This is a genomic window from Leptospira koniambonensis, from assembly GCF_004769555.1.
In the GTDB taxonomy this organism is placed as follows: Bacteria; Spirochaetota; Leptospiria; order Leptospirales; family Leptospiraceae; genus Leptospira_B; species Leptospira_B koniambonensis.
Window position 1 is genome coordinate 322,579 of sequence record NZ_RQFY01000007.1, and the last position, 15,325, is coordinate 337,903.

Here is a 15,325-nt window from a genome sequence, read left to right on the forward strand (position 1 = left end):
CGGAGCATTCTAATGTACGAAAAAGCCGTGTCCTTAATGTTCAGCGCCTGGGTGGTTGTATTCTTTTTGATGAGTCTACTTTGGCTGATTGGAAAGCTGATCAAAAACTATTCGATCGTAGACGTGGGATGGGGACTTTGTATCTCCACAGTCGCAATCGTATATTTTATATTAGGTGATGCTTTTTCCGTCCGCAAAGCGATTTTCGCATTTATGGCAACGGTATGGGGCTGGAGACTTTCCTATTTTATATTTACTACAAGAGTTCTGACTGGTCATGAAGATGCAAGATACACTGAATTTAGAAAGGACTATGGAGATCAGGTCGATCGAAAGTTTTTCATTAATGTATTTCAATTCCAAGGAATTCTTGGAACGATATTAAGCCTTCCTTTTCTTCTTCCAGCTTTAAATCCTTCTATCCAAACTCATCCATTGGAAGTGATCGGCCTTTGCATTTTTGTAATTGGGCTTTGGGGAGAATCAGTAGCAGATTTTCAATTGGCAGAATTCAAATTAGATCCTGCGAATAAAGGAAAGGTATGTGATGCTGGACTTTGGAAATACAGCAGGCATCCAAATTATTTCTTTGAATGGATCATCTGGGTCTCTTTTGGATTAGTTTCTCTTGCTTCTCCTTGGGGATGGATAGGTCTTATTTCTCCTTTAGTCATGTTTATTCTTTTAACTAAGATCACAGGCATTCCATTGAATGAGATTGGACAATTAAAATCCAAAGGGAATTTATACCTGGAATACAAATCCAGGACCAGTGCATTCTTCCCTTGGTTTCCCAGAAAGTAGATCCAAAATTTAGAATATAGGAAAACTTACTATGAGCCTGATCTATACCCTAATGGAAAAAGATGTTTTCCCGGATTGGCTGATCCGATTTCGAATTCGTCAACTCTTACGTCTTAGGCTTCGTACGGAAGATAGGGGGAGCCTGGAAAAAAATCAGGAACATCTGATCCAATACGTAAATTTTTTAAAACAATCTCCTATTGCAATCGATACCAAGGCTGCAAATGAGCAGCACTACGAAGTCCCTTCTTCCTTTTTTAAATTGGTGATGGGAAAGTATATGAAGTATAGTTCAGGTTACTGGACTTCTCCTGATATTGGAATAGACGAATCTGAAAGGATGATGCTGGATCTGACCTGTAAAAGAGCAGAGCTTGAAAATGGGATGAACGTTTTGGACCTGGGCTGTGGCTGGGGATCTCTTTCTCTATATGTAGCGGAGAAGTATCCGAAATGCAAAGTGACAGGAGTTTCCAACTCCAAAAGCCAAAAGAAATTCATAGATTCAGAAGCTAAGAAAAGAGGATTAAAAAACCTGAATATCCTCACTGCAGATATGAATGTGTTTAAGACTAGTCTGAAGTTTGATCGTATCATTTCTATAGAAATGTTAGAGCATATGAAAAACTATGAGGTTCTATTCCAAAAATTGGCTACCTTTCTAAAACCTAAAGGAAAATTTTTCATACATATATTCACACATAAAAAATTCGCTTATCCATTCGAAGTCGTGGATGATACCGATTGGATGGCGAAATACTTTTTTACGGGAGGGCAGATGCCTTCTCATGATCTGTTTTTATATTTCCAGAAAGATTTTCAGATCTCCAACCAATGGGTTGTAAATGGCAATAATTACGCTCTTACTTCCGAAGCTTGGCTTTCTAATATGTATAAGAATAGAAAAGAAGTTCTCGAAATTTTAGAAGAGACCTACGGAAAGGAACAAGCAGTAAAATGGTTTGTTTATTGGAAAACTTTCTTCATGGCCTGTGCAGAACTTTGGAAATACAAAAACGGAGAAGAATGGATCGTATCTCATTATCTTTTCGATAAAAGACAATGAGATATAAACCCAGGCTTTTTCTAACAACTAAGGCTGTAGGACGCGTGTGCTGCTGTGAATCTTTGAATTATGCTTTTAATCCAGTGTATAAGAACTGAATTAAATCCTTAGTGATCTTTCTTGCCTGTTTGATCTCGATAGATCGAAACATCATTTGCTGGCCGGATAATAATACTGCAACTCCATGAGCCATTGTCCAAGCAGAGGTAGCAGCTTTTTCTGCATTTCCCTCCGGGATCAATCCTGCTTTTTGACAGTCTTTGATGATATCTACTATGATCAGAAAAGTTTCGTCTTCTGTTTTGATGAGAGAATCGTATTTTAAATGGCTTTCGATCTGATTTCCATACATGATACGAAATAGATCAGGATTTTCTAATGCGAATTCTACATAAGAAACTCCTGATTCTCTGAACAAAAGTAAAGGCCTCTTTTTGTATTTCGCTCTTAATCTTTTCTGTCTTTCTGCTAAGATCTTAAATCCTTCTTCTGCAATGTCTGCGTATAAGGATTCTAAATCTGGATAATGTCTATAAGGAGCAGATTGGCTGACACCGGCCAGTGTTGCGGCTTTTCTGAGACTTAGGGCCTTATAACCTTCTTCTTTTAAGATCTTTATGGAGGCGTCCAGTAAGGCTCTTTTTAGGTCTCCGTGGTGGTATGAATTTTTTTCTTGGGAATTTTTCATGTTGACATGTATTACATTAAAGGGTGAAATTATAAAACTGAATGTGTTCAGTGTTCACATTGAATGCGAATAAGAGGTTTTGTCAATGAATATTGATCAAGTAGGAAACGAATTCGATATTATATTTATAGGTTCCGGAATGGGAAGCCTAACCACAGCAAGTCTTTTGGCCCAGTCTGCTGGTAAAAAGGTTTTGGTTTTGGAAAAACATTTTCAGCCGGGCGGATTTACTCACGAATTCCAAAGAAAACAGGGAAAGTACCATTGGGATGTTGGAATTCACTATGTAGGCGATATGCATGAAGGCGGGCTTTGTAAGAAGATCTCTGATAAGATCACTCGTGGGCAACTCGCTTGGAAAAGAATGAAAGACCCTTTTGAACGTTTGGTTTTTCCTACGCGAAATTTTGATATTTATGGAGATCCAGAAAAGTTCAGATCAGATTTGATCAGCCAATTCCCTGAAGAAGAGGAAGCGATCGAAAGATATTTAAAGGATATTAGAAAAATTTCGGTCCTTTTTGGGAAAGCGATCATGATGAGACTTTCTCCTCCTCCTTTAGATTCCCTTATCAACATACTGGGAGAAGGGAATGTAGTAACCCTTAAGGATTATTTCGATAAAAATTTCAAGAGCGAAGACTTAAAGGGAATTTTAGCAGCGCAGTGGGGAGACTATGGACTTCCACCTTCTAAAGTTGCTTTTGCGATGCATGCTACACTCGTGCAGCATTATATTAACGGGGGCTATTATCCAGTCGGAGGCGCTGGTAAAATTTTCGATACGATAGAACCTATCTTGCAAGAAAATGGCGGTGCAGTTCTATCTTCTGTAGAAGCAAAAGAAATCCTGATCAAGGAAGGAAAAGTTATAGGAGTTAAAGCAAAAGCATTGAGGGGAGAAGGTCATGAGCGTGACTTTTTTGCTCCGGTGGTGATCTCGTGTGCAGGAGCTTATCCTACTTATACAAAATTGATCCCGGATTCTTATCCGATTTCTTTCAGAAAAGATCTAAAAGATTTTTATAATAGAGAAAAAATGACCACAAGCATTTGTCTCTATCTTGGTCTTTCAGAAAGTCCTGCAAAATTCGGGTTTAGCGGAGAGAACTATTGGATTTTCGCTTCTCCTGATCATGATAAGAATTTTTCCGAAAGGAATGATTGGCTTTCTGAAAGTGATGAGATACCGAATCTATATCTTTCATTTCCAAGTCTAAAAAACCCGGAAGCTAAATCTCATACAATGGATGTGATCACATTCACAGATTATTCTAATTTTGCAGAATGGAAAGACGAACCTTGGAAAAAAAGGGGGGAAGAGTATAAAGACTTTAAGGAGAGGATTATCAATCGGATCCTGACCACACTAGAGTCCAGATTTCCTGGTCTTACTAAATTGGTTGAATTTGCAGAACTTTCTACTCCGATCACAAATGAACATTTTACTTCTCATCCTGATGGTGCAATCTATGGTTTGGCTTGCGTACCTGAAAGATACAAAAAGGAAAAATGTCCTTGGTTTGATGTTAGAACTCCAGTCGAGGGTCTGTATTTAACAGGCGCGGACGCTGCTTCTCCAGGAATTGCTGGTGCGATGATGGGTGGCTTGGCTGCTGCTCTTGCTGTAACTGGAAACGCAAATTTACTGAGAGAATTAAGAAATTAGAAAATTCTAATGAGAGAGATCCCGTTCTAAAACTTAATAATTTAGTTTTAAAATTCGGATCTCTTTTTCTTCGAAGCGGAGAGTTTCTTTGAGTTGGTTGAATCTTTCTGCGGAGAAAGGGGACTCTGGAGAACGTAGTTCCTTTTTTAATTTTAGAACTTCTTCATATAGCGATAGTAGCTCTAAAGTGTTTCCCTTTGCTTCTTTTGAATAAAGCGCTCGGAACATCGGCCCGATCCTGGAAGGGATGTCTGAGTTTACGATCTCTGCGATCCCAAGATCTTCGATATGTCGGAACATCCAGTTTTGGAGATAGACTGTCAGAAGTCTTTCCATCCGGACCACATCTTCCTTAGTATTGCGAGGAACGATTCCTTTATAAAATCTATAACGTTTTCTTAAATATTTGCCTGCGATATTTCCGTCGATCGGCTCTGATTTAAGTTTGTCCCATTCTTCTTTGATGACTGGAAAGTACTCTGATCCGAAATAAGGCTCGCCCAATTCGCAGATATGGATGGCTCCTGGGTCGTAACTTCTCATCCTGGTACGGAATCCATCCCAGTCTGCTGCGAGTAAGTTTACTTGCCCCTGGCTTTGGAGCGGTTCCATAGCCTTATTGATCTCTCGGATAAAATTTCCTTTGAGTTGATCGGAAGGATCCGCGAGTACTAGAAAGTTGAAGTCGGAGGATTCGTCTCCTTCTCCTCTTTGTCTGGAACCGAAAAATATAAGTTCGAAAGGTTTTAGGGAGGAGACGCTGGATAGATTTTCTTTAATTCGTTCCATGGCTGATTGCTTTGGTCTCTACTCTAGGATTATTAGAAGATATTATTATTCGAAAAACAAACGCATCCTGGAAAGATTTTCCAAAATGGCTTTGTAGGCCCGATCTCTATCTTCAGGATCTCCGAAGGGCAGCGATTTTACGTGGTTGAAGTCATGGTAGGTAATCTCTATGGAGTTTGCCGCCATATTCTTTTTGATGGAGGAGATATAGTCTAGATTAATGACCTCGGTATCCCCCAATTTTAACCACATTTTATCTTATCCCCGGGATCTCTTCTCCCCGCCGGATAACATACTTTCCGGATCAAAATCGGTCAAGAAAATACGCTCTTAAAACGCTTTTATTCCCCGGCTTACGAATTCATGGAATTCTTTTCCTAATTCCGCAGTGCCCAATCCCTTTTTGTTTTCTAATTGGGTTTCGAATACGAATATGAACGCTTCTTTTTGCCATTCCCAACGGACGTAACATTTTTCAGCTCCCGATCCTTTGGCGCAGCCTGAGAATACTGTAGCTCTGGAATTTTCCCCCATTGGGAAATATTGGAATTGTCTGGAATTGAATTTTGACTGGTCTGTTTCGGATACCAATTGTCTGAAATCGTTCGAATTATCCTCAGTGTAAGAGGAAGCTCGGAAACTTTCAAAATTGGAATTCGTGTCGGATACTTTACATTCGTAGAAAAGGCCCCTGGCGAATAATCTTCCGGAGTTGAGTAAAACAGAATGTCCGCCTGTATAATATACTACGTCGTAATTGAGTCGAAGTGCCGACGGATTTTCAGCTACGACCGAGGTCGGATTCTCCTGGTGGCTTTTACATGTTGAGAGGACAAGCGCGAATATGAGTAGAATGAGAATTCTAAAAACCGATCTCATACAGATCTCCTTTATAATTTCGGAATACATAAGAAGAAGTTTTGGTTTCTTCCAGATAGTTCGCAGGTAGAGGTACCTTTCCTCCGCCGCCTGTCAGATCCACTACATATAATGGAACGCTTAGTCCGCTGATACTTCCTCGGATCTGTTTCATGAGTTCCACACCTTCTTCTATTGGGACCCTAAAATGAGAAGATCCGAATACCTCGTCGCATTGGTGCAGATAATACGGTTTGATCCCGATTTTGGTCAGTCCGTAGAATAAATCTGTCAAAGCTCCTACAGAATTATTGATCCCTTTCAAAAGTACAGCCTGGTTTAGAACAGTAACTGCACCTTCTTTCACAAGCATGCCGATCCTTTCTTTGACCAGCTCAGTCAGCTCTTTGGAATGATTGAAATGTGTGACCAGATAGATCGGGAAATGTTTTTTCAGGACCTGACAAAGCTCCGACGTAATTCTCATAGGAAGTGTAACAGGGTATCTTGTATGAATACGAACCTGATTGATATGTGGAATAGATTTTAATTCGCCTAGAAGGTAATCCAGTTTGGAATCAGAAAGATTTAAAGGATCTCCTCCTGAGAGGATCACTTCTTTGATCTCCGTATGTTCTCTAAAATAACGGATTGCGTCTTGCCAATCTTCTGCACCTGGAGTTCCGGCGGATTGAGATACCTTTCTTTTTCTGGTACAGAATCTACAATAGACTGCGCATACATGAGATAGATACCAAAGAGCTCTATCAGGGTAACGATGAGTCACTCCTTTGACTGGCATGTATGTTTCTTCTGCCAATGGATCTCTTCTGTCCCAGGCTCTTGTATGTAGTTCTTCTTTTCTTGGTAAAACTTGGAGTCGAATAGGGCAGTTTGGATCTTCCGGATCTGCTAGATTCAGGTAATAAGGAGTAGCGGAGAAGCTGAACACTTCTGAGCAGGCGAGTAATGCTTCTTTTTCTTCAGAACTGATCCGGATATAATTTTCCAGTTCGGATCCATCTTTGATCCGATTTTGGATCTGCCATTTCCAATCCAACCATTCCGATTCGGAAACTTTCTTTTGTTTTGGATGTGATGAAACGAGTTCCAAGAAGCCCTCTTACTGATGGATTCTCATGCCTACAATTCCAGTCAACCGAGTATCCGTATAAAAAAGAAGGAAACCAAACCTAGGTTTCCTTTCGAGTCGTTTGTTTATAGTCCGTTCTGAAACTTAATTTTTATTTATAGGTTGCATTCCGGACTTCAAGAATCTGGACCTTTCGGTCCAGATTCTTATATAACCTCGAGGAGAATGCCCATCAGTTAAAGTTGGAGACTTAGGAGAAGGATGAGCAAGATTTCCCGTTTTCTGTTTTTGCCGAAGCGGAATTTTTGCCCGAAACCGCATTCATGCTTTTTACGGGGAAAAGTCTTCCCGAGGACTTACAGAATGAAAACCGGTCAGACCGGAGGGGGAAGGAAAAGATAACGATATGCTAGGGTGTGAAAGTAAAAATTGCGGCCTGAGTCATTCGGAAGAAGACTGCTCTTTAATCCGGAAGCTGACTGAGAGAATTTAGTGAATAATCCGAGGACAGCATCGTCTGCACTCGCGGAGAACAAGGAAGGAAGTCCTTGGTCATCACCATCTCTAAAGGATTGTGTTCTGGATTTTTTTTGGAAGGAATAACTTTTAGCTGTACTATAATCTCTGGCCACGACCTCACTGAAGAGGGCGATTACCATGAATAAGACCAGAGGTAAAAGCCAAAGCCGCTTCATATCTATCTAAAATTAGACTTAAACAAAACGGCTTTCGCAACCTTTTTTCGGAGAGAAAATCGGAATTTATGGTTTGATTGCTTCTACTTCTACAGTACTTAAAGTACTTCTTAAATAGCCACTTTTCAGGACCATAGTTTGCCCTTCTTCCGAAGTGATATAAGTAATGAACTCATCAATTTTTTTACCTCTATCGGAGAGATAAAATAGGTACAATCCTCTAGAGAGTTTGTATTTTCTTTCGGAGACATTTTGGATGTTAGGCTCAACAAATGGATCCTTTCCAGTTTTGGAATAAGGGACAGCTTTCACTTTTCCTTTGTTCTGGATTTGTGCGCTTCCCATTCCCATAAAACCAACGGCGGCAGTGTCTTTCTCGATCAGATCTGCCATCTCATCGTTATCCGCAACCACCTTGGAATCGCTCGTGAATTCTTTCTTTTTAGAGGCCTGGTATTCTTTTTCTCCCAAGTCTCTTTGTCTTAAGATATGAGTTTCGAAATAAGCGGCAGTTCCACTCTTATCATTTCTTAGAACCACATGGATCGGTCCAGGTTTTCCGCCAACCTGAGACCAATCTTTTACCTCTCCGGAGAATATTTTGGAGATTTGTTCCAAGGTAAGTTTAGAAACAGAGTTAGCAGGATTCACTACTACTGCAATACCATCATAGCCGATAAGTACATTCTCAAATCTTCCCTTTCTTTCGAATTGGGTTTGTTCTTCCGGAGTTAATGGTCTGGAAGAAGCAGCTATATCTGTCTTGGCATCGAATAATTTTTCGATCCCTTCGAAGGAACCTCCTCCTTGGACGATCACTTCTATATTCGAATTCTTCTTAGCGTATCCAGCCGCTACCACATTCAGTAACGTATGCATAGTTTCGGAGCCTGTGATCAGTAAGGGTTCTTTTTTGCAATTGGCAACCGTTAGCACGGTAAACAGTAGGAGTAAGAGCGTTAATTTTTGTTTCATCGAGTCTGTGGTTCTCCGGAAATCTTTTCCAAAAGGGGATTCTCCTCTTGTAAGGGGAAAAGTCGAACGGATTTTGGCCCTGAAATATTACAATTAACGAGGGAGCCAGAGTACATCGCTTGACACCCGGCCTTCCTGCAAGGATATAGAAGTAGCGTATTTTTTATATAGGTTGTTTATGAACTTAGGCATTACTGAAGTTAGAAAAGGAATGGTTCTCAAGGTAGAAGGAGAACTTTATTCCGTTGTAAAAAGTGAATTCGTGAATCCAGGAAAAGGTTCTGCCTTTATTCGCACAAAATTAAAGAGCCTGGTCCGTAGTAGCTCCATCGAAAGGACCTTCAAGGCTGCGGAAAAATTAGAATCCGTAGAATTAGAAAAGAGACAGATGACCATCTGTTACTCCGAGGGTGATGATATCATCTTCATGGACACAAATGATTTCGAACAACTTCCAGTTTCTAAAGAATATTTAGAGGACATCCTTCCATTCTTAAAAGAAGAAACCGCTATGGAAGTTTCCTTTTACGAAGGTAAACCGATTGGAGTGACTCCTCCGAACTTTGCGATCCTGCAAGTAACTTATGCAGAAGAAGGTCTCAAAGGTGATACCTCCGGAACTGCACTTAAAAGAGTAACTGTAGAAACAGGCGGAGAGATCAACGTGCCAATTTTTATCAAACAAGGAGATTCTGTACGGATCGACTTGAGAGATCTTACCTACGTAGAAAGGGTAAATAAATAAGGTTTTATAAAGCGGCCTTATAAATAAAAGGGGCCGCCAACTACCGCTTGAGGGTGCGGGCTAAAAAAGGGACACCACCTAAAGGAGGACGCAAATGGCGACTATTATCCAAAAACCGGGACTACCGGAAATCAAAGACAATACTGAAGTTAAATCTTTCCTAAATAAAAGAGGGATTGAATACGATCATTGGCCAGTTCCAAGTGCATCTAATCCTCTTACTGATAAATTAACTCTTGTAGATGATGAGAAAGAAGCTCTTCTCAAAAATTTGGACAATCGTTTCGAGACCTTAAAAGAAAAAGAAGGTTATCAATCTAGAGACTTGATCGTTCTTCATCCACAAGTTCCTGGCTTAAATGAGATGTTGGCCAAATTTGATAAAGTTCATTATCATACTGACGACGAAGTTCGTTATATAGTAGATGGTTCCGGGATTTTTGGATTCGCACTTGCGGGCGAAAAGTTTTTAGTAAAAGTGGAGAAGGATGATTTCATCTCCGTTCCTAAAAATACAAACCACTGGTTCACTCTAGACGAAAACAAAAGGATCAAAGCAGTCCGTTATTTCCAAGACATGAGCGGCTGGGTCCCTAATTACGTAGAAGAAACTACGGCTCTAGTTTAAAAAATGTCCCAAAAAAAAATCCTGACCCGCCTTGCGGAGTCGGGAGTTCTATATCATTCTAAAGGATGGATGCCTGGAACTGCGGGCAATCTTTCTATCAAGGACGAAAAAAATCCTAACGTATTCTGGGTAAGTGGAAGCGGTTTGGATAAGAACAAACTGACTCGAAAAGATTTTCTTCCTGTAGAAATAGGATCCGGAAAAGTATTAGAAGGTTGGAAAGGCAGAGAAGGTCTAAAACCTTCTGCCGAAACTTCTATCCACAGAGCAGTTTATAAAGCATTTCCTGAAATGGGATGTTCTCTTCATGTTCATACTCCAGAATCCAATTTGATCGAGATAGGAGTTTCCAAAGAGAATCCGATCGAAGATCTCCCTCTTCTTCCTTTAGAGATCATAAAAGCATTCGGTATCTGGGATGAGAATCCTAATGTTTCCGTTCCTGTTTTATATAATTATCCGAAAGTGCAGGATATCTCAGATCATTTGGAACAACATCTTACCCAGGCAAAACCCAGAGTTCCATTTTGTGTTATAGAAAAACATGGGATCACTGTTTGGGGAAAGGATCTGATCCAGGCAAATCGACATCTGGAAGCTGCGGATTTTTTGCTAAAAGTGCGGGCAATGTCCAAGTAAGAACATGGGATCCAAAAACATCCTGGTAGTAGGGGCCGGATCCGGGATCGGCAAATCTTTATTAGAAAAACTGAATACAAACCCTGGATATTTTCCGATCGGGATCTCCAGACGTGGAGTTCCTTTAGAGGGAAATTTAGAAAGAGGATTAAATTATCTCTGCGATTTGGGCGACCAAAACCAGATCCTTAAATTTACATCTTCACTTTTGCAATTCTGGAAAGAGATCCATGCAATCTATTTTGCTTCCGGAGATGGTCTATTCTTGAAAATAGAAGATCTAGAATGGGAAGATCTGCAAAAACATCTTACTCTAAACTTAAGCGCACCTATTTTACTAACTTCTAAACTTTTGTCTTCTATGAAAAAGGGATCTCTACTTTGTTATATTTCTTCCACAGCAGGAAGGCAGGGATTTCCAGAATCTTCTCCTTATTGTGCTTCTAAACATGGTCTGGCTGGTTTTGCAAAAGCGATCCGGGAAGAAGTAAAAAGTCGCGGGATAAGAGTGACTACAGTTTACGCTGGAGCGATAGACACTCCGATTTGGGATGGGAGGGAAGGTTTCAAAAGAGAAGATATGATCCCTGCATCGGACGCCGCTATCTTTTTAGAAAGTTTATATTCTCTTCCTGCAAGTTTCAATCAGGATGAGATACTTTTTCTTCCGCCTAAAGGTGTATTATAATTTTTAGGTTTCTGCCCAGCGTTCTCTGATCTCTAAAAGTTCAGGCATCAAATTCAAAAATACCGGGACAAGCCCTGGATCAAAATGAGATCCAGCACCTTTTCTAATATGATTGACTGCGTCTTCTATACTCCATGCTTTTTTATAAGGTCTTTCGGTAGTAAGTGCATCGAATACATCTGCGATCGTTACTATTCTTGCTTCGACCGGGATTGCATCTCCTTTGATCCCGTTTGGATAACCGCTTCCGTCCCATTTTTCGTGGTGGTTTAAGGCGATACTTTTTGCCATTTGTAAGAGGGAAGAATCATGATCACCAATGATCTCTGCACCTATAGTAGGATGGGTTTTCATGATCTCCCACTCTTCCGGATCTAATTTACCAGGTTTTTGTAATATACTATCAGGGATCCCGATTTTGCCAATATCATGCATTGGAGAAGCGTGTAAGATTTTTTCTGCAACATCTTCTGAATGACCTAAAGCTTTTGCAAGAGTTTCGGAATAATGGCTCATTCTGATTACATGAAGACCGGTTTCGTTGTCTTTATATTCAGCAGCGAGTCCTAATCTTTGGATGATCTGTAATCTGGTCTCTTTTAGTTCATCATTTCTAACTAAAGAAAGATGTGTTTTTACCCTGGCCTTTACGATCGCAGGACTTACAGGTTTTGTGATATAGTCTACAGCTCCTGCTTCGAAACCGTCTGCCTCATCTTCCTCTTCTGCCATTGCTGTTACGAAAATCACAGGTATTCTGGAAGTAGAGGGTTCATTCCTGAGTTTTTTACAGGTTTCATGTCCTGTCATTCCAGGTATCATCACATCTAATAAGATAAGATTTGGTTTTTCAGAGATGGCTAGTTCTAAAGCTTTGAAACCGTCTTTTGCAAAGAATAGTCTATAATCTTCTTGTAATATTTGTTTGAGTACCTGTAGGTTGGCCGCTTCGTCATCTACGACTAAAATTTTAGGCCTGAAATCTAAGAGATGGCTCATTCTATTTTCCGAAATCCGTTTATAATTCGAATTGGGTAATAAATTTTTTGAGAAGAGTATATGCCTCTTCGAATTCGAATTGTTCTATTTTAGAACGAAAAGATTTAAAATCGGAATTTTCCACTTTTGCTCGGATCAGATCCGAAAATTCTTCTAAGTATTCTTCTTCTATCGAACCTCTTTGGAAAGAGTTGGATAGTTCTTTTGCCAGAATGGAAGCTTTTTTAGGATCCCATTCTATATCTTTTTCGGAAAGAGTAATTTCCGGATTTGAGATCGTTTCAGTATAACCTAATACTCTTGCGATCTCAGCGATCAATTGATCCATCTCCACCGGTTTGGAGACAAATCCATCCATCCCTGCAGCAGTCGCAGCATTTTTATCGTCTTCAAAAACACTGGCGGTCAATGCTAAAATAGGGGTCCTAGAAACATTTTCCTGGGCCTCATGCATTCGGATAACCCTGGTTGCTTGGCGGCCATCCAGTCCGGGCATCTGTACGTCCATTAGAACTAAATTGAAAGATCCGGTCGTGACTTTTTTTACCGCGTCCTCTCCGTTATACGACGATTCTACTTGGTGCCCAAGGTTTTGGAGAAGAAGGCTTATTAGTTCTGTATTTTTTTCTACATCATCCACTACTAAGATCTTTAGAGGTGGAAGTTTGATCCCTGTTTGTAATTTATTTTCTTGCCTAGGTTTCCCTTCTTCTAAAGGAAGAAGTACATGAAATGTACTTCCTTTTCCGAGTGCACTTTCTGCCCAGATCTTTCCACCCATAAGCTCAGTTAATTGTTTGCAGATCGTAGTTCCGAGTCCAGTTCCACCAAAACGTCTTGTTGTAGAAATATCTGCCTGAGTGAATGGTTCGAAAATTTTCTCTAGTCGATCTGCTTGGATCCCGATCCCAGTATCTTGGACTGCAAAATGAAGTTTTCCTTCTTCTCTGATTACTTTTAAACTAACTTTTCCACTGTCTGTAAATTTGACTGCATTACCGATCAGGTTCATTAATATTTGCCTGATACGTAAAGAATCTCCCTTATAAAATTCAGGAAGATAAGGATCTTGGATCACTTCAAATTCTAAATTTTTCTTTCTAGCACTGATCCCTAAAGTGGATTTTAATTCAGCGATCAATTTGAAAAGGGAGAAGTCCAATTCTTCCAATTCCACTGCGCCTTTCTCGAGTTTCGCAGTGTTCAAAATATCATTCAAAAGTCTTAATAAAGATTTTGCGGAACTTTTAACGGTCTCCAAATGGGTTCTATGATTTTTTTCTAATTCATCCGAAAGAAGGACTTCGGTAAATCCAAGGATGGCATTCATCGGAGTTCGGATCTCATGGCTCATATTCGCTAAGAAAGAAGTTTTAGTGATCGCAGCAAGTTCCGCTTTTTCTTTTTCTTTACGTAATGCTTCTTCCATTCTTCTTCTTTCGGTGATATCTAAAATAACTCCGTCTATGAAAATTGCTTCTCCATTTCCGCCATAAACTCCACATCCATTATCCCAAAGCCATCTAATCTCTCCGTTTTGGTGGATGATCCTATATTCTAAAGTAAATGCTCTTTTTCCTGCGACTGCAGAATCGACTATGGACTCTACCATCTTAAGATCATCAGGATGAACAATATCTTTGAAAGATCGTACGGAGCCCGCGCTTACAAAATCTTGGACAGGATAGCCTAGAATAGATTCGGTAGAATCACTCATGAATAACATATTCCAGTCATTATTCGGAAGACATCTGTAAGTGATACCTGGGATATTTTCGATCATGGAACGCACTTGTTGTTCACTTTGTTTTAATGCGTTCTCGATCATTTTTCTTTCGCTGATATCAGTCACAAAACCAACGAATAGATCTTCTCCAGAGAGTTTTCCATGTCCTATCGCTATGCGTACTGGAAAGTCGGATCCGTCTTTTCTAACACCTATAACTTCTCTGCTGCTCCCTATAATTTTAGAGAAGCCTGCACTTAACATTGTCTCTGAATTTGTATCTTTTACATTATAGTAAGGATCAGGCATCAGCTCTCTGATATTTTTACCTACCACTTCAGAGTTTTCATAACCGAAGATCAGTTCCGCAGAACGATTAAGTTCTTTTATATTACCTTGGCCGTTCATTGTGATCACACCATCTACTGCAGTGGTGATGATTGTCCTAAGTCTGGATTCACTGACTCTTAAGTTGTTCACTAGATCTCGGTATCTTAAGAACCAGTTAACTGCGAATGCAAACAGCGTGAATGCAATCGTGATCAAAGAAACTGAAAGTGCTAAGAATGTAGAATCTGCAGTTTGAGAGATTAGATTTTTATCATCTTCTCCAATAAACCTTGCAGCTGCCATACCTGTATAATGCATTCCTGAAATAGCAGATCCCATGGTTACGGCAGAAATGAGAGAAGGCCAGAGAGTCCCTAATTTCAAATTTTCTAAGCCGAATCTTACCCAAAGAGAAAGTATTGCGAGAACCACTGCAACTACGATGGACAATGCAAAAAACCATGGATCATAACGTAAGTATGGTCCAGTTTCCATGGCTCCCATACCTGTATAATGCATTGCTCCGATCCCAGAGCCCACAAGTACTCCACCTAATATTAATTCAGTAGCTGAAATTTTAGGACGATTAACAAATGATAGTGCGATGGTAGAAGCAAGAAGACTTGGAAAAATAGAAAGAATAGTTAAACTTTTATCATATTGAACAGTCGTGCATAACTCAAAGGAAAGCATTCCTATAAAATGCATAGACCAAACGCCACAACCTAATGCAAGGCTCGCAGCAGAAGAAATTAAATATTTCGTAATAGATGGAGAAGATTCTGGAACCTTCTGTCCTACTATTTGAAGAGCGATATAAGAAGCGAATATCGCCATCAAAACGGAAAGAACAACCAACCAAGGATTATAAGTTGCCGTAAGAAGTTTAGCAGATGAATTATAAATGAAAAAATTTTCTAAAAATGCGATCAC

16 protein-coding genes are annotated in these 15,325 nt (G+C 39.9%); 7 read left to right on the forward strand and 9 right to left on the reverse strand.

The window, feature by feature from the left end; translation table 11 throughout:
* Positions 1-12 precede the first annotated feature (12 nt).
* Both EHQ52_RS16915 and EHQ52_RS16920 read left to right on the forward strand, forming a co-directional pair.
* Positions 13-804, forward strand: coding sequence for a DUF1295 domain-containing protein (locus EHQ52_RS16915; protein ID WP_135616345.1), 792 nt, complete (start codon positions 13-15; stop codon positions 802-804).
* Between the two features lie 31 nt (positions 805-835).
* Complete coding sequence (locus tag EHQ52_RS16920; RefSeq protein WP_135616346.1) at positions 836-1,870, forward strand: SAM-dependent methyltransferase; 1,035 nt, start codon at positions 836-838, stop codon at positions 1,868-1,870.
* 67 nt (positions 1,871-1,937) lie between these two features.
* On the opposite strand, the gene EHQ52_RS16925 is transcribed toward EHQ52_RS16920, so the two are convergent.
* A complete protein-coding gene (locus EHQ52_RS16925; RefSeq protein WP_135616347.1) occupies positions 1,938-2,558 on the reverse strand; it encodes a TetR/AcrR family transcriptional regulator in 621 nt (206 codons plus the stop codon).
* 85 nt (positions 2,559-2,643) lie between these two features.
* Here EHQ52_RS16925 and EHQ52_RS16930 point away from each other — a divergent pair, with 85 nt between their 5' ends.
* Positions 2,644-4,227, forward strand: coding sequence for a phytoene desaturase family protein (locus EHQ52_RS16930; RefSeq protein ID WP_135616348.1), 1,584 nt, complete (start codon positions 2,644-2,646; stop codon positions 4,225-4,227).
* Positions 4,228-4,260: 33 nt separating this feature from the next.
* Here the strand turns inward: EHQ52_RS16930 and EHQ52_RS16935 are convergent, their stop codons facing one another.
* The 6 genes from EHQ52_RS16935 to EHQ52_RS16960 form a co-directional block, all read right to left on the reverse strand.
* Complete coding sequence (locus EHQ52_RS16935) at positions 4,261-5,016, reverse strand: hypothetical protein (RefSeq protein ID WP_135616349.1); 756 nt, start codon at positions 5,014-5,016, stop codon at positions 4,261-4,263.
* A 45-nt stretch (positions 5,017-5,061) separates the two neighbouring features.
* On the reverse strand, positions 5,062-5,268 hold the full coding sequence (locus tag EHQ52_RS16940) for a hypothetical protein (protein ID WP_008589214.1): 207 nt from the start codon (positions 5,266-5,268) through the stop codon (positions 5,062-5,064).
* A 78-nt stretch (positions 5,269-5,346) separates the two neighbouring features.
* The gene (locus tag EHQ52_RS16945) at positions 5,347-5,895 is read right to left on the reverse strand and encodes a hypothetical protein (RefSeq protein ID WP_135616350.1); all 549 of its coding nucleotides are present in this window, start codon (positions 5,893-5,895) and stop codon (positions 5,347-5,349) included.
* Positions 5,879-6,988, reverse strand: a complete 1,110-nt coding sequence (locus EHQ52_RS16950; RefSeq protein ID WP_135616351.1) for a KamA family radical SAM protein — start codon at positions 6,986-6,988, stop codon at positions 5,879-5,881. The genes EHQ52_RS16945 and EHQ52_RS16950 overlap by 17 nt, the downstream gene beginning before the upstream one ends.
* A 353-nt stretch (positions 6,989-7,341) precedes the next feature.
* Positions 7,342-7,662 carry a hypothetical protein gene (locus tag EHQ52_RS16955; protein ID WP_135616352.1) on the reverse strand — a complete coding sequence of 107 codons (321 nt, stop codon included), beginning with the start codon at positions 7,660-7,662 and terminating at the stop codon, positions 7,342-7,344.
* Positions 7,663-7,728: 66 nt separating this feature from the next.
* On the reverse strand, positions 7,729-8,637 hold the full coding sequence (locus EHQ52_RS16960) for a phosphate ABC transporter substrate-binding protein (RefSeq protein WP_135616353.1): 909 nt from the start codon (positions 8,635-8,637) through the stop codon (positions 7,729-7,731).
* Positions 8,638-8,815: 178 nt separating this feature from the next.
* On the opposite strand from EHQ52_RS16960, the gene efp reads away from it, so the two are divergent.
* The 4 genes from efp to EHQ52_RS16980 all read left to right on the forward strand — a co-directional run bounded on the left by efp (position 8,816) and on the right by EHQ52_RS16980 (position 11,337).
* Positions 8,816-9,382, forward strand: coding sequence for an elongation factor P (gene efp / locus EHQ52_RS16965; protein WP_135616354.1), 567 nt, complete (start codon positions 8,816-8,818; stop codon positions 9,380-9,382).
* Between the two features lie 94 nt (positions 9,383-9,476).
* A complete protein-coding gene (locus EHQ52_RS16970) occupies positions 9,477-10,010 on the forward strand; it encodes a 1,2-dihydroxy-3-keto-5-methylthiopentene dioxygenase (RefSeq protein ID WP_135616355.1) in 534 nt (177 codons plus the stop codon).
* 3 nt (positions 10,011-10,013) lie between these two features.
* On the forward strand, positions 10,014-10,649 hold the full coding sequence (mtnB, locus tag EHQ52_RS16975) for a methylthioribulose 1-phosphate dehydratase (protein ID WP_135616356.1): 636 nt from the start codon (positions 10,014-10,016) through the stop codon (positions 10,647-10,649).
* 4 nt (positions 10,650-10,653) lie between these two features.
* Entirely contained in the window at positions 10,654-11,337 is a 684-nt protein-coding gene (locus EHQ52_RS16980; protein ID WP_135616357.1) for an SDR family NAD(P)-dependent oxidoreductase, read from the forward strand.
* Positions 11,338-11,340: 3 nt separating this feature from the next.
* On the opposite strand, the gene EHQ52_RS16985 is transcribed toward EHQ52_RS16980, so the two are convergent.
* Positions 11,341-12,336, reverse strand: a complete 996-nt coding sequence (locus EHQ52_RS16985) for an HD domain-containing phosphohydrolase (protein ID WP_135616358.1) — start codon at positions 12,334-12,336, stop codon at positions 11,341-11,343.
* A gap of 19 nt (positions 12,337-12,355) precedes the next feature.
* Positions 12,356-15,325, reverse strand: a complete 2,970-nt coding sequence (locus tag EHQ52_RS16990; protein ID WP_135616359.1) for an MHYT domain-containing protein — start codon at positions 15,323-15,325, stop codon at positions 12,356-12,358.

Excerpts from the sequence above, each read along its gene's own strand:
- EHQ52_RS16970 (WP_135616355.1), top strand. The coding sequence starts at position 9,477 with ATGGCGACTATTATCCAAAAACCGGGACTACCGGAAATCAAAGACAAT.
- EHQ52_RS16960 (WP_135616353.1), bottom strand. The coding sequence starts at position 8,637 with ATGAAACAAAAATTAACGCTCTTACTCCTACTGTTTACCGTGCTAACG.
- EHQ52_RS16920 (WP_135616346.1), top strand. The coding sequence starts at position 836 with ATGAGCCTGATCTATACCCTAATGGAAAAAGATGTTTTCCCGGATTGG.
- EHQ52_RS16955 (WP_135616352.1), bottom strand. The coding sequence starts at position 7,662 with ATGAAGCGGCTTTGGCTTTTACCTCTGGTCTTATTCATGGTAATCGCC.
- mtnB (WP_135616356.1), top strand. The coding sequence starts at position 10,014 with ATGTCCCAAAAAAAAATCCTGACCCGCCTTGCGGAGTCGGGAGTTCTA.
- EHQ52_RS16945 (WP_135616350.1), bottom strand. The coding sequence starts at position 5,895 with ATGAGATCGGTTTTTAGAATTCTCATTCTACTCATATTCGCGCTTGTC.
- EHQ52_RS16980 (WP_135616357.1), top strand. The coding sequence starts at position 10,654 with ATGGGATCCAAAAACATCCTGGTAGTAGGGGCCGGATCCGGGATCGGC.
- EHQ52_RS16940 (WP_008589214.1), bottom strand. The coding sequence starts at position 5,268 with ATGTGGTTAAAATTGGGGGATACCGAGGTCATTAATCTAGACTATATC.
- EHQ52_RS16915 (WP_135616345.1), top strand. The coding sequence starts at position 13 with ATGTACGAAAAAGCCGTGTCCTTAATGTTCAGCGCCTGGGTGGTTGTA.
- EHQ52_RS16935 (WP_135616349.1), bottom strand. The coding sequence starts at position 5,016 with ATGGAACGAATTAAAGAAAATCTATCCAGCGTCTCCTCCCTAAAACCT.
- EHQ52_RS16930 (WP_135616348.1), top strand. The coding sequence starts at position 2,644 with ATGAATATTGATCAAGTAGGAAACGAATTCGATATTATATTTATAGGT.
- efp (WP_135616354.1), top strand. The coding sequence starts at position 8,816 with ATGAACTTAGGCATTACTGAAGTTAGAAAAGGAATGGTTCTCAAGGTA.
- EHQ52_RS16985 (WP_135616358.1), bottom strand. The coding sequence starts at position 12,336 with ATGAGCCATCTCTTAGATTTCAGGCCTAAAATTTTAGTCGTAGATGAC.
- EHQ52_RS16925 (WP_135616347.1), bottom strand. The coding sequence starts at position 2,558 with ATGAAAAATTCCCAAGAAAAAAATTCATACCACCACGGAGACCTAAAA.